This is a genomic window from Brevibacterium moorei, from assembly GCF_024580735.1.
GTDB classification, from domain to species: Bacteria; Actinomycetota; Actinomycetes; order Actinomycetales; family Brevibacteriaceae; genus Brevibacterium; species Brevibacterium moorei.
This window is the reverse complement of record NZ_JANIJX010000002.1, coordinates 192,099-213,167: the sequence shown is the minus strand read 5'-3', so window position 1 is coordinate 213,167 and position 21,069 is coordinate 192,099. Positions and strand designations below refer to the sequence as shown.

Genomic DNA, 21,069 nt, shown 5'->3' with positions numbered 1-21,069 from the left:
GGTCCCGGCGGATCACTGTGGATCCGCCGGGACCGCCGCCCCCGTCGTCAAGCCGCGCGAATCGGGGCGCGGCAGGGAGGGGTGCGGGACCCGGTCAGGCCGCGGAACCCTCGGTCGAGCCCGAGTCACCGGCCGTCGGATCGTCGAGCTTGTACTTCTTGGTCGCCTGGGCGGCCAGGGCCGAGTCGACCAGTCCGAGATCGGCCAGGCTGATGAGCGTCTGCACGACGACAGAGGCGGCATCGATGAGGTAGTGACGGCGTGCGGCCGGACGGGTATCCGAGATCGCATAGTCGTCGGCGCCCAGCGACACGAAGTGATTCGGCACGTACTGCCGGATCATATCCGGCACGCCACGGGAGAAATCACTTGTGGCGATGACGGGGCCGTCGGCGCCGGCCAGCTGCTGGGCGACGAAGGGCACGCGCGGCTCGGCCTCCGGATGGAGCAGCCGCTCGTCGTCGCAGGTCAGGCCGTCACGACGCAGTTCCTGCCAGCTGGTGACCGACCAGACGTCGGCGCTGACACCCCAATCCTCTGCCAGCATCTGCTGGGCCTGCAGGATCCACGGCACACCAACGCCGGAGGCCATCAGCTGGGCCTTGGGCGCTCCGGAGATCGCAGGTCCGTCCTTGAGCTTGTACAGGCCCTTGAGCAGGCCGTCGACGTCCAGGCCCTCCGGCTCGGGCGGCTGAACCATCGGCTCGTTGTACATCGTGATGTAGTAGCTGACGTTCGGGTCGCGGGAATCGGCCGGGTCGTACATACGGTGCAGACCGTCGCGCACGATGTGGGCGATTTCGTAGACATAGGCCGGATCGTAGGACACGATCGACGGGAAGGTCGAGGACAGGATGTGCGAGTGACCATCGCCGTGCTGCAGGCCCTCGCCGACCAACGTCGTGCGGCCGGCGGTGGCTCCCAGGATGAAACCGCGCGCCATCTGGTCGCCGGCGGCCCAGAATCCATCGCCGGAGCGCTGGAACCCGAACATCGAATAGAAGATGTAGAACGGGATCATCGGCTCGCCGTGCGTGGCATAGCTGGTGCCGGCTGCCGTGAATGCGGCGGTGGAGCCGGATTCGTTGATGCCCATGTGCAGCAACTGGCCGTCCGTGGCCTCCTTGTAGGCCAGGAACAGATCGCGGTCGACGGAGATGTAGTTCTGTCCGTGCGGGTTGTAGATCTTGGCCGTCGGGAAGAACGAGTCCATGCCGAATGTGCGGGCCTCGTCGGGAATGATCGGGACGATGCGCTTGCCGAACTCCTTGTCGCGCATCAGATCCTTGAGCACGCGCACAAAGCCCATGGTCGTGGCGATCTTCTGCTTGCCCGAGCCCTTGTAGCCGACCTTGAAGTCCTTGTCATCGGGCAGCTTGATCTGCGTGTACTTCGAGCGGCGCTCGGGGACGAAACCGCCCAGCTCGCGGCGGCGTTCGCGCAGGTACTGGACCTCCGGGGCGTCGGGGCCGGGGTTGTAGTACGGCGGCTTCTTCGGGTTCTCCTCGAGCTGCTTGTCGCTGATCGGGATGTTGAAGTGGTCACGGGCCAGCTTCAGATCCTCGATCGTGAGCTTCTTCATCTGGTGCGTCGCGTTGCGGGCCTCGAAGTGCGGTCCCAGTGAGTAACCCTTGACGGTCTTGACCAGGATGACGGTCGGCTGTCCCTTGTGCTCCATCGCCGCCTTGTAGGCCGCGTAGACCTTGCGGTAGTCATGGCCACCGCGTTTGAGGCCCCAGATCTGGGCGTCGGTGTACTCCTCGACCATGGCCTTGGTCCGGGGATCGCGGCCGAAGAAGTTATCGCGCACGAAACCACCGGACTCACCCTTGTACGTCTGGTAATCGCCGTCGGGGGTCTGGTTCATCAGGTTGACCAGTGCGCCGTCACGGTCGCGGGCCAGCAGGTCATCCCATTCGCGGCCCCAGATCACCTTGATGACGTTCCAACCGGCACCGTGGAACTGTGCTTCCAGCTCCTGGATGATCTTGCCGTTGCCGCGCACCGGGCCGTCCAGGCGCTGCAGATTGCAGTTGATGACGAAGGTCAGGTTGTCCAGGCCCTCGTATGCCGCGGTCTGGAGCATGCCGCGGCTCTCGGGCTCGTCCATTTCGCCATCGCCCAGGAAGGCCCAGGTGTGCTGTTGCGAGGTGTCCTTGATGCCGCGGCCCATCAGGTAGCGGTCGAACTGGGCCTGCGCGATCGCATTCATCGGCCCCAGGCCCATGGACACGGTGGGGTGCTCCCAGAAGTTCGGCAGCTGGCGCGGGTGCGGATACGAGGGCATGCCGAAGGGCTTGCCGTCGATGCGGTGGGAGACCTGCTGGCGGAAACCGTCGAGCTGGTCTTCGCTCATCCGGCCCTCGAGGAGGGACCGGGCGTACATCCCGGGGGAGGCGTGGCCCTGGAAGAAGATGTGATCGCCGCCGCCGGGGTGGTCCTTGCCGCGGAAGAAGTGGTTCAGGCCGACCTCGTAGAGTGTCGCGGCAGAGGCGTAGGTCGAGATGTGACCGCCGACCTCGATGCCGGGACGCTGTGCACGGTGGACGAGCATTGCGGCGTTCCAGCGGTTCCAGCTGCGGTAGCGGCGTTCGACCTGTTCATCACCGGGGAACCACGGTTCGTTCTCCGGGGCGATCGTGTTGATGTAGTCGGTGGTGACCAGGTTCGGCACGCCCACGTTCTTCTCGCGGGCCCGCTCGATGAGGCTGAGCATGATGTAGCGGGCGCGCTCGGGGCCCGCGTCCTTGACGACTCCATCGAGGGAGTCGAGCCACTCGCGCGTCTCCTCCGGATCGATGTCCGGTACCTGGGCCGGTAGGCCGTTGAGGATCGGACCGTTGCTCTTGTTGTCCAAGGCGCATTCCTTCCGCTTGGGATTTGGTCGGAAACGTTGTCTGCCCATGCCAGTTGAACGGTCGTTCGAAAGGTATGGAGTTTAGACTTTTACCGTCACTAGTTTATGACAGTCAGGGTCCCGATATGTCGTGGCCGGGCGCATTGTGCCCTGTCAGAGCCCTGATCGGGTTGTGGAACCGATCACCGGCGCTGGTCGGTGTCTCCCATGGTGGGACGGACGGGCACGTTTCTGGCCGGGCATTTGCCCGAATGCCGCTTCACATGAAAAATTAAGGAGTATGGCAACGACTTCCTCTAGTAGGACGAGCAATAAGGATTCCGCACCAACCGCAGCCACCGACCCGGGGGCGAACAATCCACTGGGGCTGAGCGCGGGACAGTACATTCAGGAATTGGGCTACGACGACGATGTCGACTTCGCGCTGCGCGATGCCATCGCACAGATCACGGGCGAGGACATGGCCGCCGACGACGTCGAGGACGTTTTCGACGCCGTGGTGATGTGGTGGCGTTCGGACGACGAAGATCTGGTCGACGGCTTGGTCGACGCTCAGACCATGCTCTCCGAGACCGGCACGGTCTATCTGCTCACCCCCAAGGCCGGGCGACCCGGACACATCAGCCCGGTTGAGATCAACGATGCGGCGCCCACCGCCGGCATGCACGTGACGACCACCGTCAGCGTCGGCCCGGACTGGTCGGGCGTGCGTTTGGTCGCCAAGAAGAGCAACGGCTGAGATGAACGGCGCGGCTCCGGTCCCCGGCGTTCCGGCGCCGGAACTGATTCTGCCGGACCAGTACGGCTCGACCTTCGTGCTCTCCGAGGCCAGCCGGGAGTCGGCAGTCCTCTTGGTGTTCTACCCGTTCGCATTCTCTCCTGTGTGCGGCCGGGAGATGTCACTGCTGACGGATCTGGCCCGGACCGGGGAACCAGGCGGCGGAATCCGTGCAGTGGGCATCAGCGTCGACTCGAAGTACACCCTGGCGGCCTGGAGCCGGGAGGCAGGGATCGGCATCGAGTTGCTCAGCGATTTCTGGCCGCACGGTGCGGCCGCACAGACCTATGGGGTGTTCGACGAACAGCGTGGTGCCGCCCGACGTGGTACTTTCCTCATCGACACCCACGGAATCATCCAACGCGCGGAGACCGGCCCTGTGGACCGGGTCCGCGACCTCGCTTCATGGTTGCACTGAGGAGGCCACACCATGCCCAGCATCTTCTCCAAGATCATCTCCGGTGAAATCCCCGGCACTTTCGTCTACCAGGACGACCTGTGCGTCGCGTTCCTGGACATTCAGCCACTGACCGCCGGCCACACGATGGTCGTCCCGCGCCAGGAGATCGACCACTGGCTCGATCTGCCCACCGAACTCAACGCACACCTGTTTACGGTGGCGCAGCTGATCGGACAGGCCCAGCAGGCCGCCTTCGGCTGCCAGCGGGTGGGCGTCATGGTGCAGGGCTACGAGGTGCCCCACGTCCACATCCATGTGTGGCCGACGAACTCGCTGAAGGACTTCCATGTGCTCGAGCGCGGCTCGGTCGCCTCGCCGGAGACCCTGGAGGCGGCGGCGGCCAAGATCCGCGCACAGCTGGGCGAGCAGGCCGCGACCGGCCCCGGCGCCACGGCCTGATGCCCGAGGGACATTCGGTCCACAGAATCGCGGCCCGCTTCGCCGACCTGATGGTCGGCAGGCGGGTCGCGGTGTCCTCGCCCCAGGGCCGGTTCGCAGCCGGCGCCGCGCTCCTCGACGGCCGGACGATAGAGGAGTCCTACGCGGTGGGCAAGCAGCTCTTCCTGTCCTTCTCCGGCGAGCTGTGCCTGCGGGTCCACCTGGGGCTCTACGGGGCCTGGGATTTCGCCCGGCTGACCGGGCAGGGGGAGCGCGCGGGGCAGACGGGCGAGTACTCGCTGGCCCAGCGCAGCATGGGCGCGCCCAGGAAATTGCGCGCTGGCCGGGTGACCCGGCTGCGGGCCGGTGAGAACGAGTTGCCCCGCCCGGATGAAACCGCGGCCGAAACCGTCGGCGGGCCCGTCTGGCCCCCGGAACCCGTCGGCGCGGTGCGTGCCCGCCTGCTGACAGCCGACGCCTGCGCCGATCTGCGCGGGCCCACCGCCTGCGAGGTCTTGGAGCCAGGGGAACTGACGGCCCGTTTGCGGAAACTGGGTCCCGATCCGCTGGTCGACGGCCGGGCCGCCGGGGGCCGCCGGTTCATCTCCGTGGCCCAGCGCAAGCGCACGCCGATCGGCACAGTGCTGATGGACCAGGCGGTGGTTGCGGGAATCGGCAATATCTACCGGGCCGAGCTGCTGTTCCGGGCCCGGGTGAACCCCCATACGGCGGCGAATGCCCTGCCCGTCGAGGTGCTGCGGGCCCTGTGGGACGATTGGTGCCGACTGTTGCCGATCGGCGTGGAGACCGGGGTGATCGTCACCCGTACCCGACTGCGCGGTGCGGCGAAGCAACTGGCCCTCGAAACGGTCGAGGGCCGACACGCGGTCTACGGTCGGGCCGGGCAGCCGTGCTACAGGTGCCACACCCCCGTGGCCCTGGAAGTCGTGGCCGGGCGCAAACTGTACTGGTGCCCCGGCTGCCAACTCGCCTGAGCCTGCAGCCGGGGCGCCGCGGGCATCACCAGGCGGCTTTGGCCCGCTGGACCTGCTTCATGCCGATGAACAGGCCGATGGCCGAGAGTACCCCGCCCAGTGCGACATAGGCCGAGATGCCCGCCGAGCCGGCGCCGGAGGCCAGCAGCGCCTGGGCGATCGAGGGGGAGAGGCCCCCGCCGAGTACGGCTCCCAGGTTGTAGGACACTGCGACCCCGGAATACCGGTGCGCCGGGTCGAACAGGCTGACGTAGAACGCGGCCATGGGACCGAAGACGAAGCTCAGTCCGATGTAACCGACGACCACGGCGAGGTAGAGGCCGACCACGGAACCCGAGTCGATCAGCAGGAAGTACGGGTAGGCCCACACCAGCTGGAACAGGGCCCCGCACATCATGACCTTGATCAGGCCGAAGCGGTCGGCGGCCCAGCCGGCGACGAAGACCGCGATCAGCATCCCCAAGCCGCCGACCAGTCCGGAGATCAGCGTGTCGGTCTGGCTGAACCCGATCTGCTTGACGGCGTACGACGTGGTGAAGGAGTTGATGATGAACATGAACTGGTTGAAGCCCAGGTTCACCAGGACGCCGGCGATGAGGAACGGCCAGGCGTGTGCGATGACGCCGGCCAGGGGCAGTTTGGCGACGGCACCGGCCTTGGAGATCTTCTTGAAGGACGGGGATTCGTCGATGCCCACGCGCACGTAGATGCCGATGATGATGAGGATGGCCGAGGCGATGAATGGGATGCGCCAGCCCCAGGTGGCGAAGGCGTCGCCGGTGAACAGGGCCGTGAGCTGGAATACGCCGATGCCCAGCAGGGTGCCGATGGGGGAGCCGGCTGTGACGAAGGCGCCGAAGAAGGCCTTGCGGCCGCGCGGGGCGTGTTCGGTGACCATGATGAAGGCGCCGGACTGTTCGCCGCCCATGAAGAAGCCCTGGAGGATGCGCAGGGACACCAGCAGGACGGGCGCCAGCGCACCGACCGTGCCGTAAGTGGGCAGGCACCCGATGAGGACCGTGCAGGTGCCGGTGGCGACCAGGCATATGACCAGCATGGTCTTGCGCGAGACCCGATCACCGAAGTGGCCGAAGACGATTCCGCCCAGGGGCCGGGACAGGAAGCCCGCGCCGAAGGCCATGAAGGACTGCAGCGTGCCCATCAGCGGATCGGAGCCGGGGAAGAACAGCTTGGGGAAGATAAGGCCCGCGGCCAGGCCGAAGATCAGGAAGTCGTAGAGCTCGATGCCGGTGCCGAAGGCGCTGGCGGTGGAGATCTTGCGCATATCCTTGGGGGATGTCTGATTGGCGGGCGCCGGGGACGCCGCCGCTGGAGCGGTCATAGGAGAACGGTCACTTTCGATTCCGGGGAGTTAACCGGAATATTATCCGCCCGCCGCCCGCCCCGACGCGCGTCGTCTCAGAGTGCAAGAATCACTTCAGACATGTGTTTCACGCGTTCGCGGCCTCCAGGGTCTGCCGGGCGATTTCCAACTCCTCGTTCGTCGGCACCACCAACACCGTGACCGGCGAATCGTCCGGGGATATCACACTGATGCCGGAGCCGGCTTGGGCATTGCGCACGGGATCGATGTGGATGCCGGCGAAGCCCAGCGTTGACAAGGCATCCGCCCGGACCGCGGGGGAGTGTTCGCCGACCCCGGCTGTGAACACGATGACGTCGGCCCCGCCGAGCTGTGCCAGATACGAGCCCGCATAGGCGCGCAGCCGGTGGACGTAGACGTCGTAGGCCAGTGCGGCATCCTGATCGCCTGCCTCCCTGCGTTCGAGGACGTCGCGCATATCGGATGCCCCGGTCAGGCCGAGGAGGCCCGAGCGCTTGTTGAGCAGCGTGTCAAGGTCACCGGTGGACATATCGGCGCGCCGGGCCAGGTGGAACAGCGCGGCCGGATCGATATCGCCGGACCGGGTGCCCATCACCAGGCCCTCCAAGGGGGTGAAGCCCATGGACGTGTCGACGGATTTGCCACCGGACACGGCAGTGGCAGACGCCCCATTGCCCAGGTGGAACACGATCTGTTTGAGTTCCTCCGGCTGCCTGCCCAGGAACTGGGCCGCGCGTTCGGAGACGAACTTCACACTGGTGCCGTGGAAGCCGTACTTGCGGATACGGTTCGACGTGGCCACCTTCTTATCGATCGCGTAGGTGTAGGCCGCCGGCTCGATCGTCTGATGGAAGGCCGTGTCGAACACCGCCACATGCGGCACCCGGGGGAAGGCGACCTCGGCGGCGTGGATGCCGGCCACAGCACCCGGATTGTGCAGCGGGGCCAGCAGGGAGAGCTCGTCGATGTTGATCTCCACCAGCGAGGTGATGACCGTAGGCGCGAAGAACCGGGCGCCGCCGTGGACCACCCGGTGACCCACGGCGACCGGCGGGTGCTCGTACAGGGAGGGCCCGTACTGGGCGAAGGCGTCGAGCATCACCCGGCAGCCGGCGGCATGGTCCGGGATCGGCAGGTCCTGGGTGAACACGCTGTCACCGCCCTCTGCGTGCGGCCAGTGGTGCACGGTGTGCCTGGCCCGGCCCATGTCCTCGCCGATCCGCTCGACCACCCCGGAGGCCAGCGGGATCTCCGCTTCGACGGCCATCAGCCGGTACTTGAACGAAGAGGAACCGCTGTTCATGACGAGCACGACGCTCATGACCTACCACCCTGTGCCTGGATCGCGGTGATCGCGATCGTATTGACGATATCGTCGACCAGCGCGCCACGGGACAGATCGTTGATCGGCTTGTTCAAGCCCTGGAGCACCGGCCCGATCGCCAGTGCGCCGGCGGACCGTTGGACCGCCTTGTACGTGTTGTTTCCGGTGTTGAGGTCCGGGAAGACGAACACCGTCGCCCGGCCCGCCACCTGCGAACCCGGCAGCTTCTTGCCGGCGACCGCAGCATCGGTCGCGGCGTCGTACTGGATCGGACCCTCGACTGCCAGATCCGGGCGACGCTGGTGGACCAGTCGGGTCGCCTCGCGGACCTTGTCGACATCCGCACCGGATCCGGAATCGCCCGTGGAGTACGACAGCATCGCCACCCGCGGCTCGATGTCGAATCCAGCGGCTGTGGTGGCCGAGGAGATCGCGATATCGGCCAGTTGCCCGGCATCGGGATCCGGTATGACCGCGCAGTCGCCGTAGACCAAAACCCGGTCGGCCAGTGCCATGAGGAAGACCGAGGACACGACCTGTGCGTCGGGGCGCGTCTTGATGATCTCGAACGCCGGCCTGATTGTATGCGCCGTGGTGTGCGCGGCTCCGGAGACCATGCCATCGGCCAGACCCTCGTGGACGAGCAGGGTGCCGAAGTACGACACGTCGGTCACGGTATCTGCCGCCCGGTCGTACGTCATGCCCTTGTGGGCCCGCAGCCTCGTGTAGACCTGGGCGAAGCGGTCGACATATCCGGGATCGAAGGGACTGATGACCGTGGCGGCGTCCAAATCGCAGCCCAGCTCCGCTGCCCTGGCGCGCACCTTCGCCTCGTCGCCCAGGATCGTCAGGTCCGCGATGCCGCGACCCAGCACGCGCGCCGCCGCCCGCAGGACTCGGTCGTCATCGCCCTCTGGCAGGACGATCCGCTTGCGGTCATTGCCCGCCCGCTGCGCCAGGCCGTACTCGAACATCAGCGGGGTGACGACCTGCGAGCGCGCCAGGCCCAGGCTCTTGGCCAGCACCCCCGCGTCGATGTGGCGCCGGAACAAATTCAATGCCGCATCGTAGCGTGTCGGCGAAGCCGCAGCCTGTCTGCTCTGCGTGCGCATCACGCGCGCCGCGGTGTCGAAGGTGCCGCCGGGGGTGGTCAGGACGGGCAGCGGCGAGCCCAGACCCGCGACGAGCCGGTCGACGGCCTCTGGCAGGTCGAAGGGGCCGTTGAGTACGATGCCGGCCAGGGATGGGAATGTGGCCGATGCATGGGCCAACAGACACGAGAGCAGCACCTCGGTGCGGTCGGCGGCGACGATCACCAGGGAGCCGTCGTGCAGGCGGGGCAGTACATTGTCCATCGACATGCCCGCCATCACGACTCCCATCACCTCGCGCTCGAGCAAGGCGGGATCCCCACCGACGAACTCAGCGCCCAGGCAGTCGCGTACATCGGCCACCGACGGCGCCACCAGAACCGGGTCCTCGGGCAGGGCCCACACCGGCAGCGCGGCATCCGTACCGCCGACCGGCGGAACGGCGCGGGCCGCGGCCTCGCGCACGGCTTCGGAGGTAGCCTCCAAAGCGTCCGGGTCCGCCCGGTTGACGGCGATCGCGAACAGTTCAGCCCGTTCCTGGCCGAGTTCGGAGAAAGCCACGGTGGCCACCTGCGCGAGTTCGGCCGGGGTGCGGGCGGTGCCGCCGCCCAAACGCACGTTCTCACCCTGTGGGGCGCGCCCGCCGAGTACCAGCAGGACCGGGGCGCCCAGGTTCGCAGCGATCCGCGCGTTGTCCGCCAGCTCGGCCGGGGTGGACACATCGGTGTAGTCGCTGCCGAGCACGACGACGAATTCGCACTGGGCCTCGACGGCCTTGAAGCGCTCGACGATGAGCGCCAGAGCGGCGTCGGGATCCGCGTGCAGCTGTTCATAGGTGGTGCCGATGCACGTCTCGTAGTCCAGGTCGGCGGTGGTGTGCTCCAGGAGCATGTCGAGGACGTAGTCGCGGGAATCCCGGGTGCGGGTGACCGGCCGGAACACCCCGACCCGTGGGCTGGTGCGGCCGATGACGTCGAGTACTCCGAGTGCGACCGTGGACTTCCCGGAGCGACCTTCTGCTGATGCGATGTATACGCTTGCGGACATGCCTCAGCCTAAACACGGATCGGGCGCCGAAGATAGTGCGGAGTCCGAATATGATCGCCGGGCGCTCGCAGGCTGGGATAGCTGGTCATCACAGGGGAAAAGGGCCACACTGGCGGTTGGTGAGCCCTTGCGGGCCCACCGGGAGCGACCGACAGTGAAGTCGGCGACATCGAAGGAGAGTAGTGATGAAACTCAAAGCGGCATTCATCTTCCTGGCACCGGGTGCCGATTGGCACACCGACAGGCAGACCGTCGAGACACCGGGGGTCGACCTGACGGTCGTCGGTGCTGCGGACTACGCCGATTCCGAGGCCGCGGCCCGGGAGCTGGCGGCCGCCGGGGTCGGCGCGATCGAATTGTGCGGGGGCTTCGGGATCGAGGGGACCGCGCGGATCAAGGCCGCGGTGCCGGATACCGTGGCCGTCGGCGTGGTCCGCTTCGAGAACCACCCCGGGCTGGAGTACAAGAGCGGCGACCAGCTGTTCGGGTGAGGTCGGGGACTGCCTGCACGGTGGGCTGCATCGGGACGCGGGAGAAGGGGCTGATCATCTCCGTTGGCAACAATGGTTGACAACTGACCGGTAGCAACATAGGTTGACTGCATGGAGTCAACACAGATAGCCGAAACGGCTGCCGACACACGGGATCCCCGAGCGGGGCTCAGAGCCATCTCCTCCCTGCGTGCGCTCACAGAGCGCCTGGAACTGGCGCAGGTTGAAGCAGGACTGTGGGCCGGGATGAGTTGGCAGGACATCGCCGGCGCGCTCGGAGTCTCACGCCAAGCGGTGCACAAGAAGTATGCGAAGCGAATCGACCCGTCGATTCCCGTCCCCAGGAGGACCCGATGAACAAGCTCAGCGTCCAAACCGCAACCAGTCACACTCTGTCCATCACGGCCATGGAGGAAGCGTCCCGCCGCAAAGAGCGGACTGCGGGGATCGACGACCTGTTCCTCGCCCTCGTCCTCAGTGAACAGCGTGCCGGCCAACTCCTACGGAGCCTCGGCATCACCCTGGAAACCGCTCGCGACGCCATAGAGCGGCAGCACGAGGAACAGCTGAACTCACTCGGGATCCGGACCGAGTCCCCACAGCCCGGCAGGATCACCTTCCATGAAACCGGAGCAGTGGATTGGCACCCCCGGGCTTTGGAAATCATCAAGAACTCGGCTCGGGATGGGAAGCGGGGCGATGCGGCAGCGATTCTGCGTGAACTGGTCGTCGAACCCAGCGGATTGATCGAAGCCGTGCTCGGGCGCCTGGGCACGACGCCCGCAACCGTGATCGCCCGACTCGACGAGGCCGAACGCCATGCCCACGACGCTGTGGGTGGAACCGAGGCGGATAGCCTGTCGGGGACACGGGAGTGCTTCGTGCCAGCCCCCATCGACCGGGTATGGGAGCTGCTGGCCGACCCTGCGCGAATGCCGGAATGGGAGCCAGGCACCGGATGGATCGAGGCTCCGCCCGCCGTGGTGAGTGTCGGTTCGACGTGGACGGCACACGCCGTGACCGAACACCCCGACGGCAGACCCTCCCGGGTGAAAGCGCAGCATCGATCCGCGCGAGTGGAGACAACCGACTGGCAGGAGGGGCTGCTGGGCGAATGGCGCTTCACCTGGCCCGATGCCCCGAAGGCCAACGCCCGCGTGATCCGGATCGAATTGGAGCCGGCCGCCGGCGGCAGTCACCTGCACATCACCACCGCGTGGGTGCACAAGGGTCGCCGGCGAAACGTCCTCCGGGCTGCAGCGGGCCGGGTGCTGCGACCGGTGCATCACTTCGCCATCTGGCTGCAGCTGAGCCAGTTGGCGGCGGCGATCAGCCGGGTGTTCCGGTGACCGGCCTCGGGCTCATCGAGAGTGCCGGCTATCTGAGAGCAGCAGGGGTCGCCACCTCGATGCTGGGCCAATCGGATATGTCCCGGCGCAGCTGCCGGTCATGGGTCGACATGACCACGGCGGCACCAGTCGCCCCCAGGGCCTCGGTGAGTTCATCGACGAGTGCGATGGAGAGATGGTTGCTCGGCTCGTCCAACAACAGCACGTGCGGCCGACGCGCCAGCACCAGGGCCAATTCGAGGCGCCGCTGCTGCCCCATCGAGAGCTCTGCCACCCGTTTGCCCGACTCGCCGGGCTTCAACAGGCCCAGCTGCGACAGGCCGATCGCCTCGGCCTGCGGCAGAACCCCATCCGCTAGGAGCGCAGCGAGGCGCGAGGCGTAGAGCTCGCTTGCGCGCAGCTGGCCGGGCAGCGCCGATTCCTGGTGCAGGAAGCCCAGCCGTGTGCCGCCGGATAACCGGGCCGAACCGGTATCGGGGGCCAGGTCACCGGCACAGACTCGGAGCAGGGTCGATTTGCCCGCACCGTTGGGGCCGAGCACTGCGAGCCTGCCGTGCTGTGAGAGCGAGAAGGACACCGGTCCGGCCAGTCGGCCGGAGACGCCGACCTGGTCGACGGTCAAGAGCGATGCTCCGGCGCGTACGTGCAGTTCGGGGAAGTGGAACACCTGGGGCGGCTGCGGAACCGTAATGGCGTGCGCCTCGAGTGCTGCCTGGCGACGGTGGACGCTCTGGACCAGACCGCCGGCCCGTGTGGCGCGGCCGTGCTTGTTCGTGCCCTTGTCCGGCCGCCAACCGGAGACCAGGCGATTTTGCGCGGAACTGAGGCTGTCCTGCAGGCGGCCTCGTTCGGCTCGTTGGCGCTCATACTCCTGCTCCCACCGTTCCCGCAGGGCGATGCGCCCCGTCCGGTAGCCCTCATATCCACTGCCGTAGATCGCGGGACGGCCGTCCGGAGTCGGATCGAGGTCGACGACGGTCTCGGCGAAGTCGGCAAGTAGCGCCCGGTCGTGGGTGACGACGGCAACGCCGCCGGACCTGGAGCGCAGCTGGGCCGTCAGGAATTCGAGACCGCCGCGGTCCAGGTGGTTCGTCGGTTCGTCGAGCAGGAGGAAGTCGGTCTCGGTGCCCAGCAGGCAGGCCAGCCGGACACGATACCGTTGTCCGACGGACAGTTCGGCCAGGGGCCTGGCCATATCGGAATCGGCCTGGAGTGCATCGAGGGCGATCCGGACGCGACGTTCGGCATCCCAGGCGTCGAGCGCCTCGGCGCGCTCCAAAGCGGCGGTGTATCTCTGGACTGCTGTCTCGGCTCCGCCGGCCAGGGCGCCGCTTGCCGCGTCGAGCTCGGCGAGTGCCGCCAGGGATTCTGCGATCGCCTCCGCGACTACCTGGCCCACAGTGCGGCCATCCGTGGCGTCGAACTCCTGTTCGGCCACGGCGATCGTGCCGATCCGGTCAACCGTGCCGGCATCGGGGGCGAGATCACCGGCGAGCACGTGGAGCAGCGTGGACTTGCCCCTGCCGTTCTCGCCGACCATCGCCACGCGCGACGTCGGCGAGAGGTTCAGATCGACATGGTTGAGGATTGGCGTTGCACCGCGTATGACGGAGACGTCGGTGGCAATGAGTTGCGCGCTGGAGCGCGCATGGGCGTGAAGTGATGAGGTTGGCACAGTAGATCCTTTGAACAAGCGCAGCCACTGGCTCGGAGGCCCGGAAAATGGGTGCGCGAAATGACGGTGACCCGCACAGGGGTCGGGAGAGGCGGTCGCCGCGGCTCGGAGGAATTTCGACGAGTGCGGTGGACCTACTCGGCCGTCACAGGAAATACAAATGCATGGGCGCAAGTCTAGCGCCCATCATCGGGCAGTGCTACGGCCGGTCCGTCCACTGTGCGCCGTGCCGGGCCAGTGGTCCGGCAGGATATGCCCAAACCGGCTGGACACCCGCTATATGGCCGGGCAACGGCACCCGTAGTGCGGGGCCCCAATCCGTTTGGGTCTCCTCCAAGCCGGGCTCGGCCTGATTCCCCGGCACCGGTGGTCCATCCGGTGGACTCATGGCATAGGGCAGATTGGCCGTGCCGATCAGCGAACCGGTGATGTGTGAGACGGTGGACGATGAGAGCCGACGGTGCAGCGCTCGGGTGATGGCCGTGGCCAGGAGCCACCCGCTCGCATGATCAAGGGCTTGGACGGGCAGCGGGACCGGCTCCTCACGGGCGTAGGCGGATGCTCCAGTGGCGGCGATTCCACAACTGAACTGCACGAGGCTGTCGAACCCGCGCCGATTCCGCCAGGGCCCCGCCCATCCATAGGCGTTGAGCTGTGCGGTGATGAGGCCCGGATTGAGGGCGGCCAAGCGGGCCCTGTCATAGCCGATGCGTTCCAGGGCATCGGCCCGGTAGCCCATCACAATGACGTCGGCCGTTCTGACCAGCTCCTCGAACGTGCTTCGCCCCGCACGGTTAGCCAGATCGAGCGCTGCCGCGCGTTTGCCCAGTGTGGTCTCAGACAACAGGGAGGCCACCTCGGTGAAACCTGGCGGGTCGATGCGCAGCACTTCGGCACCGTAGCCGGCGAGGATCTTGGTGTACACCGGCCCTGCGATGACGCGCGTGAGGTCGAGGAAGCGGACTCCGCTCAGGGGTAGATCCGCAGTGGTCTGCGCCCAGCCGACCCTTGCGGTGCCGGGGTGTTCCCGGACTGTGATCGGGGGAGCATCACGGGCGGCGCGACCCGCTGCGGAATCCAGCCAGGCCTCACGGGTGTGCAGGGTTGCTGCCGCGCCGCCCGCAGCGACGACGGCGCGCTCGATCTCCTCGGCCGGGAGTGTGGCCACCGCTGCCTCCACGCCGGCGCGGTCGTGAACGCCCAGCACATGGACGACTGCGTCACGGTGGTGACTGTAATTGGTGTGCAACCGGATCCAGTCGGTCGCAGTGCGATAGTCGCCCGCCAGGGGATCCCACAACGGGGCAGTTCCCAGCCGACTGGTGTGAACAGCCGTTCGGCGGCGAACGCGGCACAGGCCTCGGCGCTGTCGACGGTTACAGGGGCGGCAGGCCTTGCCCATCGGGCGGCGTGCAACCGAGCCAGCGCCAGCGTGGTGGCCGCGATTGCCCCGGTGGCCAGCCCCGTCACGTCGAAGGCGGAGGGAAGCACCTCCCGGGGGCCGGCGAAGGTCACCGCGTCGAGGGCCTGTGGCACCGTGGAGTCGGACGTGCCGGTGATCGCCCAGATGCGGGACAGGATGTCTGGGAAGGGTAGGGGTTCCGGGTACGACGCGGCCATGGTTCGATCATCCCCATTGGACCCCTACTGTCAAGCGATTCGTTACGTTCGGTTTCGATTCACCCTGGCCGGGTGGGCTCGTCATAGCATAGGATGAACATGTTCAGTGAACATGTTCATAAGGGTGGGGACGATGAAGACTCGTGACGTTCAGCGCCGCGCGACCAACGCGAAAGTGCTTGCAAGCGCGGACCGCTTGTTCCGCACCCAAGGATTCGCCCAGACGACCATTCGAGAAATTGCAGCCGCCGGCGGGGTGAGTGTCGGGACGGTCATGTCCGTCGGTGATAAAAATGCGCTGCTCCTGGAGTGTTTCGACCAGCGGATCCGCGAAGTCCATGTCCAACGAGGCGGTGCTGCCGATAGTCGGGTCCAGGCGGGCATCACCGAGCAGATCATGGAACTGTTCGGGCCATTCCTCCTCCTGTTCTCCAGTGACTTTGCTCTGGCGCGCACCTACGGTTCCATCCTGGTCCTGGGCGCACACGAGTCGTCGGTCTTCACGGAGTTGGCCGCGCGGCTGTCCGGTGAAATAGCCGCGGTCCTGCGCGAGGGAGGGGTACCCGTCGAGCGGGCCGCTGCGCTCGCCGGGGGAATCTACTTCGCATACATCGGGCGGCTCTTCACCTGGCCTGGTGATGCCCCGGATGTCCACGCACTGCGCGATAGTCTGCGCAGCGTGATCGCCGCACTCACCAAACACGCGGGGGAGGGGGAATGAGCCTGATCCCCGATCCCTGGTGGTTGTCCTGTCTCCTCGGCGCAGCGCTGCTCTTCGATGTGATCGTCTCGCTCCGGCCGCCGAGGTTCATCAGCGACTGCCTTGAAGGTGTGCGGTTCCCGCGTGATTGGTGGTGGGCGCTCGTCGTCGTCAAGGCGTGTGCGGTGGTGGGTTTGATCGCCGGTCTGTGGGTGCCCGGCGTCGGACTGGCCGCGCATGCCGGGGTCATCGTGTACTTCCTCTGTGCAATCGCAGCGCATCTGCGAGCGCGGTTTCCGGGGCGCGCGTGCTGGGTTGAACTGCCTGGGAATGTTCGGCCGTGCAGTCGTCACCCTGGTCTTCGGTTACCTGATCTAGGAACTGTGCATTCCGACGTTGACGACTTTTCCGCCGCTGTCGCGGTAGAAGAACCGGGTGACTCCCCATGGTTCTTCAGTGAGTGGATGCACGATCTCCAGCCCGGCCGAGCGGACTCGATTCAGCGCTTCGGCCACGTCGTCTACGAAGATCGAAACCGCCGGGTTCATCGGGGCGGAGGCGTCGGCGGTCATCAGACTGAGCTGATGTCCTTCATCGTCGCCAAGCGTGACAATCCAGCCATGGTCCATGAGCACGTCTAGCCCAAGAGCGGCCCGGTGTTCGTCGACTGCTTTGGACAGGTCCGTGACGGTCAAGTTCGGCACTACTCTGTGAACGATCATGCTGCCCATTGTGACAGCGGATGTGCGCGATGGCGGTGGCGTCGTACTAATTGAACAGAACTGCCATTCCGATTCACGCCCTGGCCGCCGGCGCCCTAGGTGTGAGGAGTGAGCGAGATGCTCGATGAGCTCGGTAGTGGGCACGATGACGCAGCTCGGGGAACCGGGGCCGGGGTGCGTGGCATGATGGGCCGCCAACCAGGCACACAGTTCCTCGACGGTTGCGAACGAGACGACGGCGAGCTCCTCTCCACGGTCGGGGAGGTTGCCTGCACGGCCCTCTACCTCGGGCCGGCCGCGAACGCGCGCTCCATCAAGGACACTGACATGACACCACGAATCAACGACTCACGCGGAGACCGCCCGGTTCCACCCCTGATCCTCGTCGGCCTGGGAGCCCAGATAGTCGGAGTAGCCGCGCAGGCCGCCTTCCACCTGTCCGATGGGAACCTGCCATCGTTGACGGAGGCGGGCACCTCTGTCATGGACCACGTCATTTCAAATGTGGGCGTCGTCTGCCTGGCGTGGCAGGCGGGGCGCTGGCTCCGCGGGCGGTCCGCATGGTCGACTCTTAGTAGGCGGCTCATGATGATCGGTACCGGCGTCGAGGTTGCAGGAGCGATGCCCGACGGGATCGGACACGTCGTCGGAGGCGAGTTCCGAGCCGCCTTCGCCGCCATCGGCGTTGGCTTCCTTCTGGTCTCAGGAGGTGCCATGATCAGCACTCGGTCCGCACACTAGACCGACCCCGCCAAGAGCTACCAGTCACCCATCCGCAAAACCGGATGAACCCCCATCCGAGTCCGGACAACACGAAGGCCCCGGAGGGAAAACTCCGGGGCCTTCGTGTCAGCCCTGTCGCGGCTCATCTGTCAACGATCTCGCGACTCAGGACGTGGGTGGGCCCAGAGGGACTCGAACCCCCGACCCCCTCGGTGTAAACGAAACAGCCCAACGCCGCCCCCGGCGTCGGCCGGACGACACGCCCGCCACCGCCGCCACCCAAACGCCGAACCAACCCGCCACAGCCGCCACCAACGCCACACGGGTACACGGGCGCGCGCCATTCCTGCGCCACCTCAATCACCCTGGATGATAGCCCCCAGCGAATCGTGATCCGCCCACGTCCGCACCATCCGCGCGAAGTCATCCCAGCTACCACCGGCATCCGCCACCGCACCATCGAACGAATCCCACGTGGCATGAGCCGCCACCGGCATCAGCTTGAACCCCGCCGGGGTCGCGCCATACGCGCTGATCTTCTCCCGTACCGCATCGACACCACCAGCCGCCAGCAGGTGCGCCTCATCCGTCAGGACGTAGATCGTGAACGGAATATCAGGGTCAGGGAACACGGCCAGCTTCGTGTCCTCGCCCAGCACATAGGCGGCGGCCTGCCCGATATGCGACCGGGTACCCACCGCCGGGGCTCCATCCTGCAGGCGGGCCTGCAACGCCTTCCGCAGGTCAGCCGCGTTCAATCCCCGATCCCGGGAACCCAACACCTGCGCCAACCACCGCAGCACCTTCTCATTGGCGCGGCCCGGGTCAACCCACACGCCCGCGTCCACATCGTCCAGCACGCCCGCCACCGCGGTGAGGAGACCTCCCGGCCCGTCGAGGAACCGCCGCAACGGCTCAGCGGGCTCCTGCAGAGCATCCTGGGTCCGGTACTGCTGGGGGAGCATGTCGTACAGCTCCCGCCCCATATCGTCCACCATCAGGTTCAACCCCCAACCACGGTCACAGTCACACTGTCCAGGTGGGGGAGAGCACCATACCCGGCATCCGTCAGCTCCACCACGTCCGCGGGCGCGCTACCGGTCTTCGCCACCGTCGCCGCCTGCACGTAGGCGACGCCCTCAGCCTTCGCCGCCGCCGACAGCACTTCGTTCTTCGACACGCGGGCCCGCCAATCCCATGACCCCGCCGACATGAACCCGGCCACAGCCTCCTCCACGGCCGCCACCACGTCCTCCGACACCGCGGTGGAGTCCTTCACAACCTCCACCGTGACCGTCACCCCGGTCACTACCGGCGTCACACAATGGACGACCAGCCCGGCAACAGCCTGAGCCGTCAGCGCGTTCCGTACCGTCTCCACCTGCTCCGGCGACAACACCCCGGCCCCGGCCTCACCGGACGACAGCACCGTGGTGACATGCCCCAGCGTCTCCACGTCTGGGTGGGCGGGGTCCAATAGGCTGTACGTCTTCGCCCGGTCCACGAACGGGAACGTTGCCGCCGCCAGGCTGAACTGGTCCGGCAACACCAGGGTGGACGTCTGCCGCGCAAACATCGCGGCCCCCCGGTCGAAGTACGATTCGTCATCCTCCGGGTCCATGCCGCCCGCAATCGCTCCCAGGAACCGCGCGGCCTCCACCTGCGGCAACGACTCCAGCACGTCCACCGGTTGATTCGCCACGCCGTTCAGTTCAGCGCCGACGTCCTCCGCCAGCACCCGCGCGGTACCCTTCAGCGTCTCCACCGTGGAGACCGTCACACCCTCCTGCGTCACCAGGTCGAACGACTCACCCGTCGTCTCATCCGTCCACCGCACCGTGGTGCCAGCCGGGACGGTCTGCGACGGGTCAGCACCGGAGAATGTGAACTCCACCAGCCCGGACGCCTGCGCGCCCGGGTCGCGCTCCAGGCCGTACACCTCCAACAGCTGCGCCACGACCTGCTGCGGCACGTCGTTGACCTCGAACATGACCATGCCCACCAGCACGCACATGGCCTCCAGCAGCACCATTTCAGTGTTCGACTCGTCCGGCGCCCACTCCGGCAGGGACACGCGCATCCGCGCCACCGCCGCATCCAGCAGTTCATCCTCCGCCGTGGTGTCGAACAGCTCCAGGTCTTCGTATTCCGGCACCTCGTCAGTAGCCACCGTCGTCCCCCTCATCCTCGTCTTCGTCATCGTCGTCGTCTTCCAGGTCTTCCGCGGTCGGCTCCAGGCTCAGCTGCCAATCCATCTCCGCCCGCTGCACACCCTCCTCCGGGAACACCGTCCGCACGTCCTGCAGTTCGATCTGCTCGAACCCGAATGTGGACAGGACCACCTGCACATCGGACTGCGTGAACCCGAAGAACACCGGATCGGGGATACCGAACTCTTCCGCCATTGGCCGCTCACCCAGCAGGGTTGACGCAATGACGGTGAGCACCTGCGCGCCCTCCTCCTCCGTGCCCTGGTCAACCGTCCGAACATTGCCCTGCGGGCCGATACTGAACGGGAACGCAATCACTCCACTCATGCCCCTAGAATGCCGCGCGGCCCGGCCCCCGGGTGGGAGCCGGGCCGTGCGGGCCGGAACGGTTATTCGGTTGGAGGTTCAGGGGTATCCCCGCCCGGGTCGGAATCCCCGCCAGGCGCGTCTACAACGCCCTCCGGGTCGTCCGCTGGGGGATTGTGGTGCCCATGCCCCACGAACACTTGCGGCTCATACTCCGAGTCACCCAGGGACACGTGAACGCACGCGCGGCACGCCTGCACCCCATCCTGATCCACATCCTGTTGCAGAACGGCCTCCGGCGTGTTCGCAACCACCGCGGCCACCGCCTGCGCCACCTGGTCTACGAACACGGCCGTGTCCTGCCGCAACAGTAGTTGGCGGTTCGCCTCCGCAATCCAGTCCGACAGCGCATCATCCGACATGCTGCTGAAGTCCGGGCCGCTCAATGCCGGGCCTCGTAATCATCCGGCACCGGCGTCGCATCCCGCTCAGCTTCGATCTGCGCATCCAACTCCGCCTGAGCCTGCACCGACGGGGTGGACTCGTCCGTGTCCTCGTCTACCGGGAGACCGTCATCTTCCATACCGTCGTCGCCGTCAGTGTCATCGTCGGTGTCTTCCAGGTCAACAACGTCCCCCGGTTCATCCCCGACGGGCACCGCGGTGGACTCCACCACGCCCCCGCCCAGGACTGCACCCGCAGCCCGGGCAACACCGGTCGGCTTCCACAGGCCGTAATGCGTGGACACGGCGATAGCGAACGTGCCCAGCGCGAGCACAAGCGCCTGGCCAATGTCGTAGGTCTTGCCCGCATTGTGCGCGGCCAGCGCTTCCGTCCCGATGGACGTTGCAATCGACAAGGCCGCCAGCAGGCACGCCTTCAGCCCAGCGTTGGCATTGAGCTTGGTGACCAGGCCGACGATGATCGGCAGGATCACGGCAACGACAACCTGGACCAGCTGCCAGGCGTCGAACGTGAAAGTGAGAGTGTTCATGCTG

Annotated in this window: 21 protein-coding genes and 1 pseudogene; 11 read left to right on the top strand and 11 right to left on the bottom strand. The window is 66.6% G+C overall.

Translation table 11 applies throughout. The features are described from left to right. Positions 1-94: 94 nt before the first annotated feature. Positions 95-2,857, bottom strand: a complete 2,763-nt coding sequence (gene aceE / locus NQ034_RS02845) for a pyruvate dehydrogenase (acetyl-transferring), homodimeric type (protein WP_257046919.1) — start codon at positions 2,855-2,857, stop codon at positions 95-97. Positions 2,858-3,137: 280 nt separating this feature from the next. Between aceE and NQ034_RS02840 the strand changes: the two genes are divergently transcribed. From NQ034_RS02840 to NQ034_RS02825, 4 genes are read left to right on the top strand one after another with little or no spacing between them, the layout of a single operon-like run. Continuing rightward, positions 3,138-3,596 (top strand): DUF3052 domain-containing protein, encoded by a 459-nt coding sequence (locus NQ034_RS02840; protein ID WP_257046918.1) that lies wholly within the window; start codon positions 3,138-3,140, stop codon positions 3,594-3,596. Position 3,597: 1 nt separating this feature from the next. Then, the gene (locus tag NQ034_RS02835) at positions 3,598-4,053 is read left to right on the top strand and encodes a redoxin domain-containing protein (protein ID WP_257046917.1); all 456 of its coding nucleotides are present in this window, start codon (positions 3,598-3,600) and stop codon (positions 4,051-4,053) included. Between the two features lie 12 nt (positions 4,054-4,065). Beyond that, positions 4,066-4,494 carry an HIT family protein gene (locus tag NQ034_RS02830; protein ID WP_257046916.1) on the top strand — a complete coding sequence of 143 codons (429 nt, stop codon included), beginning with the start codon at positions 4,066-4,068 and terminating at the stop codon, positions 4,492-4,494. Continuing rightward, positions 4,494-5,468: an Fpg/Nei family DNA glycosylase gene (locus NQ034_RS02825; RefSeq protein ID WP_257046915.1), complete on the top strand. Its 975-nt coding sequence runs from the start codon at positions 4,494-4,496 to the stop codon at positions 5,466-5,468. The genes NQ034_RS02830 and NQ034_RS02825 overlap by 1 nt, the downstream gene beginning before the upstream one ends. Before the next feature lie 25 nt (positions 5,469-5,493). Here the strand turns inward: NQ034_RS02825 and NQ034_RS02820 are convergent, their stop codons facing one another. The 3 genes from NQ034_RS02820 to pta all read right to left on the bottom strand — a co-directional run bounded on the left by NQ034_RS02820 (position 5,494) and on the right by pta (position 10,275). Then, complete coding sequence (locus tag NQ034_RS02820) at positions 5,494-6,810, bottom strand: MFS transporter (RefSeq protein WP_257046914.1); 1,317 nt, start codon at positions 6,808-6,810, stop codon at positions 5,494-5,496. 109 nt (positions 6,811-6,919) lie between these two features. Continuing rightward, positions 6,920-8,134 carry an acetate/propionate family kinase gene (locus tag NQ034_RS02815; RefSeq protein WP_257046913.1) on the bottom strand — a complete coding sequence of 405 codons (1,215 nt, stop codon included), beginning with the start codon at positions 8,132-8,134 and terminating at the stop codon, positions 6,920-6,922. Beyond that, complete coding sequence (gene pta, locus NQ034_RS02810; protein WP_257046912.1) at positions 8,131-10,275, bottom strand: phosphate acetyltransferase; 2,145 nt, start codon at positions 10,273-10,275, stop codon at positions 8,131-8,133. The genes NQ034_RS02815 and pta overlap by 4 nt, the downstream gene beginning before the upstream one ends. A gap of 185 nt (positions 10,276-10,460) precedes the next feature. On the opposite strand from pta, the gene NQ034_RS02805 reads away from it, so the two are divergent. From NQ034_RS02805 to NQ034_RS02795, 3 genes are all read left to right on the top strand, one after another. Beyond that, the gene (locus tag NQ034_RS02805) at positions 10,461-10,766 is read left to right on the top strand and encodes a DUF6506 family protein (protein ID WP_257046911.1); all 306 of its coding nucleotides are present in this window, start codon (positions 10,461-10,463) and stop codon (positions 10,764-10,766) included. A gap of 111 nt (positions 10,767-10,877) precedes the next feature. Beyond that, the gene (locus NQ034_RS02800) at positions 10,878-11,123 is read left to right on the top strand and encodes a hypothetical protein (protein ID WP_257046910.1); all 246 of its coding nucleotides are present in this window, start codon (positions 10,878-10,880) and stop codon (positions 11,121-11,123) included. Further along, positions 11,120-12,115 (top strand): SRPBCC family protein, encoded by a 996-nt coding sequence (locus tag NQ034_RS02795; protein ID WP_257046909.1) that lies wholly within the window; start codon positions 11,120-11,122, stop codon positions 12,113-12,115. The genes NQ034_RS02800 and NQ034_RS02795 overlap by 4 nt, the downstream gene beginning before the upstream one ends. A 28-nt stretch (positions 12,116-12,143) precedes the next feature. On the opposite strand, the gene NQ034_RS02790 is transcribed toward NQ034_RS02795, so the two are convergent. Both NQ034_RS02790 and NQ034_RS02785 read right to left on the bottom strand, forming a co-directional pair. Beyond that, a complete protein-coding gene (locus NQ034_RS02790; RefSeq protein WP_257046908.1) occupies positions 12,144-13,790 on the bottom strand; it encodes an ABC-F family ATP-binding cassette domain-containing protein in 1,647 nt (548 codons plus the stop codon). Between the two features lie 199 nt (positions 13,791-13,989). Further along, positions 13,990-15,090 (bottom strand): CoA transferase, encoded by a 1,101-nt coding sequence (locus NQ034_RS02785; RefSeq protein WP_257046907.1) that lies wholly within the window; start codon positions 15,088-15,090, stop codon positions 13,990-13,992. A gap of 453 nt (positions 15,091-15,543) precedes the next feature. Between NQ034_RS02785 and NQ034_RS02780 the strand changes: the two genes are divergently transcribed. Then, positions 15,544-16,131 carry a TetR/AcrR family transcriptional regulator gene (locus tag NQ034_RS02780; protein WP_257046906.1) on the top strand — a complete coding sequence of 196 codons (588 nt, stop codon included), beginning with the start codon at positions 15,544-15,546 and terminating at the stop codon, positions 16,129-16,131. Continuing rightward, a pseudogene (locus NQ034_RS02775) lies at positions 16,128-16,349 on the top strand (DoxX family protein); the annotation flags it as partial. The gene NQ034_RS02780 and the pseudogene NQ034_RS02775, both read left to right, overlap by 4 nt. Before the next feature lie 135 nt (positions 16,350-16,484). Here the strand turns inward: NQ034_RS02775 and NQ034_RS02770 are convergent. After that, positions 16,485-16,841 (bottom strand): VOC family protein, encoded by a 357-nt coding sequence (locus NQ034_RS02770; RefSeq protein ID WP_257046905.1) that lies wholly within the window; start codon positions 16,839-16,841, stop codon positions 16,485-16,487. Positions 16,842-16,949: 108 nt separating this feature from the next. Between NQ034_RS02770 and NQ034_RS02765 the strand changes: the two genes are divergently transcribed. Continuing rightward, positions 16,950-17,573 carry a hypothetical protein gene (locus tag NQ034_RS02765; RefSeq protein WP_257046904.1) on the top strand — a complete coding sequence of 208 codons (624 nt, stop codon included), beginning with the start codon at positions 16,950-16,952 and terminating at the stop codon, positions 17,571-17,573. Between the two features lie 338 nt (positions 17,574-17,911). Here NQ034_RS02765 and NQ034_RS02760 read toward each other — a convergent pair whose 3' ends face one another. The 3 genes from NQ034_RS02760 to NQ034_RS02750 are packed head-to-tail and all read right to left on the bottom strand — an operon-like array spanning position 17,912 to position 20,092. Next, positions 17,912-18,541 carry a hypothetical protein gene (locus tag NQ034_RS02760; RefSeq protein WP_257046903.1) on the bottom strand — a complete coding sequence of 210 codons (630 nt, stop codon included), beginning with the start codon at positions 18,539-18,541 and terminating at the stop codon, positions 17,912-17,914. A gap of 17 nt (positions 18,542-18,558) precedes the next feature. Continuing rightward, positions 18,559-19,725, bottom strand: a complete 1,167-nt coding sequence (locus NQ034_RS02755; protein WP_257046902.1) for a baseplate J/gp47 family protein — start codon at positions 19,723-19,725, stop codon at positions 18,559-18,561. Beyond that, complete coding sequence (locus NQ034_RS02750) at positions 19,715-20,092, bottom strand: hypothetical protein (protein ID WP_257046901.1); 378 nt, start codon at positions 20,090-20,092, stop codon at positions 19,715-19,717. The genes NQ034_RS02755 and NQ034_RS02750 overlap by 11 nt, the downstream gene beginning before the upstream one ends. Positions 20,093-20,304: 212 nt before the next feature. Between NQ034_RS02750 and NQ034_RS02745 the strand changes: the two genes are divergently transcribed. Further along, positions 20,305-20,445, top strand: a complete 141-nt coding sequence (locus NQ034_RS02745; protein WP_257046900.1) for a hypothetical protein — start codon at positions 20,305-20,307, stop codon at positions 20,443-20,445. 68 nt (positions 20,446-20,513) lie between these two features. Here the strand turns inward: NQ034_RS02745 and NQ034_RS02740 are convergent, their stop codons facing one another. Further along, a complete protein-coding gene (locus NQ034_RS02740; RefSeq protein WP_257046899.1) occupies positions 20,514-21,065 on the bottom strand; it encodes a hypothetical protein in 552 nt (183 codons plus the stop codon). Positions 21,066-21,069 lie beyond the last annotated feature (4 nt).

Coding starts and splice junctions, on each gene's coding strand:
- NQ034_RS02740 (WP_257046899.1), bottom strand. CDS start 21,065: ATGAACACTCTCACTTTCACGTTCGACGCCTGGCAGCTGGTCCAGGTT.
- NQ034_RS02780 (WP_257046906.1), top strand. CDS start 15,544: ATGAAGACTCGTGACGTTCAGCGCCGCGCGACCAACGCGAAAGTGCTT.
- NQ034_RS02825 (WP_257046915.1), top strand. CDS start 4,494: ATGCCCGAGGGACATTCGGTCCACAGAATCGCGGCCCGCTTCGCCGAC.
- pta (WP_257046912.1), bottom strand. CDS start 10,275: ATGTCCGCAAGCGTATACATCGCATCAGCAGAAGGTCGCTCCGGGAAG.
- NQ034_RS02760 (WP_257046903.1), bottom strand. CDS start 18,541: ATGGGGCGGGAGCTGTACGACATGCTCCCCCAGCAGTACCGGACCCAG.
- NQ034_RS02770 (WP_257046905.1), bottom strand. CDS start 16,841: ATGGGCAGCATGATCGTTCACAGAGTAGTGCCGAACTTGACCGTCACG.
- NQ034_RS02750 (WP_257046901.1), bottom strand. CDS start 20,092: ATGAGTGGAGTGATTGCGTTCCCGTTCAGTATCGGCCCGCAGGGCAAT.
- NQ034_RS02830 (WP_257046916.1), top strand. CDS start 4,066: ATGCCCAGCATCTTCTCCAAGATCATCTCCGGTGAAATCCCCGGCACT.
- NQ034_RS02795 (WP_257046909.1), top strand. CDS start 11,120: ATGAACAAGCTCAGCGTCCAAACCGCAACCAGTCACACTCTGTCCATC.
- NQ034_RS02815 (WP_257046913.1), bottom strand. CDS start 8,134: ATGAGCGTCGTGCTCGTCATGAACAGCGGTTCCTCTTCGTTCAAGTAC.
- NQ034_RS02805 (WP_257046911.1), top strand. CDS start 10,461: ATGAAACTCAAAGCGGCATTCATCTTCCTGGCACCGGGTGCCGATTGG.
- NQ034_RS02765 (WP_257046904.1), top strand. CDS start 16,950: ATGCTCGATGAGCTCGGTAGTGGGCACGATGACGCAGCTCGGGGAACC.
- NQ034_RS02840 (WP_257046918.1), top strand. CDS start 3,138: ATGGCAACGACTTCCTCTAGTAGGACGAGCAATAAGGATTCCGCACCA.
- NQ034_RS02835 (WP_257046917.1), top strand. CDS start 3,598: ATGAACGGCGCGGCTCCGGTCCCCGGCGTTCCGGCGCCGGAACTGATT.
- NQ034_RS02800 (WP_257046910.1), top strand. CDS start 10,878: ATGGAGTCAACACAGATAGCCGAAACGGCTGCCGACACACGGGATCCC.
- NQ034_RS02820 (WP_257046914.1), bottom strand. CDS start 6,810: ATGACCGCTCCAGCGGCGGCGTCCCCGGCGCCCGCCAATCAGACATCC.